This is a genomic window from Bacillus sp. SM2101, assembly GCF_018588585.1.
In the GTDB taxonomy this organism is placed as follows: domain Bacteria; phylum Bacillota; class Bacilli; order Bacillales; family SM2101; genus Nanhaiella; species Nanhaiella sioensis.
The window spans coordinates 1-1,229 of record NZ_JAEUFG010000106.1 but is presented as its reverse complement, the minus strand read 5'-3'; the positions used below and the strand labels follow the sequence as shown (position 1 = coordinate 1,229).

Below are 1,229 nucleotides of genomic sequence, written 5' to 3'. Positions count from 1 at the left end.
GAGCCACCTAAAGATTTTAAAAAGAAGAGTAAGACAGACATCTATATACCAATAGAATAAGAGCATAAATTATCTTTCACTTACAGGTGGTAGAGTTCAATAAGTGTGCGAGCAAGTTTTAATAACTTTGGATGTTATGGTGCATATCTAAAATATAGATATGTACCATTATTCATTTTAGGGCCATATTGTTGAACAACCTCCCTGATTATTCTTGAAAAGAAGAAGCAAAATAATATTGAAGTTAGAATAAAGGATGTACTTTATTTTTATGTAATTTACTTGAGTTTATTTGTACTAGTGTGCTAGATCAGTTATATCATTTTTGTACGACTCAAGTAATAGGGTGTCGTATAGCGAAAGGAACAAAATCAGATGTTTAGAAGTGCATAAAAAAACTTGGTTCTACACCAAGTTAGGGTTCCTTTTATGCTTACTCTTGAGTATTCGTTCTGTAATAAATCCAATGATAAAACCAATTATAATAGGAATAAACGAACCTCCTGTTTCAAAAATTACCCCTTCTGATGGATTTTCTTTATAAAAATTCCAACTCAAAAATGAAATTTCTAATATGTTTCCGATTGTATATAAAACCCCCATTGATAATAATGCCGCTAACAAAGGAAACCAAAATAACTTCTTTTTCACGGGTAACACCTCCTTTCTTTATTATAATTTCAAATAAAAAAATGTCAATTTATTCCTGGTTAGCAACAAAGTTTACGAAAACAACGTTTCGTTATCCAGTACAATACCGAACTCATGCCGAAGCTGCATAAATTTAATAACGTGTCTAACTTTTTGTGGTCAATTCACTATCGAAATGCGTCTTTTTTTCATTGTAGGACCATATCGTATTATAAAGTCATCCAGATTGATATTTTATCTGGTTGGCCTTCTTTCTATAGGCTATCCTTTAGGTAGTCGGAGTAGAATGTGAGTCCCAATGGCGCTAGCGTTCTACCCCGACTACCTTAAGATTAATACCTATTAAAAATAGGTCAACCAGAAATGTTACTGGCTGACCTCATAATACGATATGGCGCTAATCTGAAATAAAGATTAGCGTCTTTTTCATTTTTAGAGCCATGTTCTGTAACAAGGGATAGCCTATTTTCTGGATATTCGAAATAATTGGTATTAAATACAAGAAGCAGGACTGGTTAACGAGGTATAATAATTTTAGTAAATAATAATATAGTTATAAAAAATAAGTTGGTGAATTT

General features: G+C 31.8%; 1 protein-coding gene. It reads right to left on the bottom strand.

The annotated features are described in order from the left end of the window. Positions 1-405 precede the first annotated feature (405 nt). Positions 406-651 (bottom strand): hypothetical protein, encoded by a 246-nt coding sequence (locus JM172_RS24445; RefSeq protein ID WP_214484974.1) that lies wholly within the window; start codon positions 649-651, stop codon positions 406-408. Positions 652-1,229: the final 578 nt, after the last annotated feature.